Annotated in this window: 1 protein-coding gene; it reads right to left on the bottom strand. The window is 65.4% G+C overall.

Annotation, left to right across the window (positions count from 1 at the left end; all coding sequences use genetic code 11):
- Positions 1-44: 44 nt before the first annotated feature.
- The coding region (locus JHN63_RS51785) for a DUF3459 domain-containing protein (protein ID WP_200692042.1) at positions 45-621 on the bottom strand (577 nt) is incomplete at its 5' end.

The following is a 621-nucleotide window of genomic DNA, read 5'->3' as shown; positions in this document are numbered from 1 at the left end:
GGCGGGAGTGTCCTCGAAGGTGTCGTGGACCGGTTCGTTGACAGTCATGAAGCTCTTGACCCTCCGCTCTGTGTGGACCGCCGGACGTGGAGCACGTGCGCGGGAGCCCGGCCGGGTTCGAGACGCACATAGTTGGTCCTGCCCCACTGATAGGACTCACCCGTCAGTTCGTCGTACACCGACATGGATTCGTTTGATTCCAGGCCGAGTTGCGGCATGTCCAACGAGACCGTGGCCTCCTGGGTGTGGTGCGGATCCAGGTTGACGACCACCAGGACCGTGTCCCCACCCGTGGTCTTGCTGTACGCGATCAGCGCGTCGTTGTCCGTCCGGTGGAAGCGGAGATTCCTGAGCCGGTGCAGCGACGGGTGACGGCGCCGGATGTCGTTGAGCGTGCCCAGCAATGGCGCGATGCTACGTCCTTCCCGCTCCGCGGACTCCCAGTCGCGCGGGCGGAGTTGGTACTTCTCGGAGTCGAGATACTCCTCGCTGCCCGGCCGGAGAGCGGCGTTCTCGCACAGTTCGTAGCCGCTGTAGACACCCCAGGTCGGGGACAAGGTGGCGGCGAGTACCGCGCGCAGTTCGAAGGCCGGTCGGCCGCCTTCCTGGAGGAACTCGTGC

This window comes from Streptomyces sp. MBT65 (genome assembly GCF_016612545.1).
GTDB lineage: Bacteria > Actinomycetota > Actinomycetes > Streptomycetales > Streptomycetaceae > Streptomyces.
Note: the sequence above shows the minus strand (reverse complement) of the source record. Positions and strands in the feature narration are given on the sequence as shown.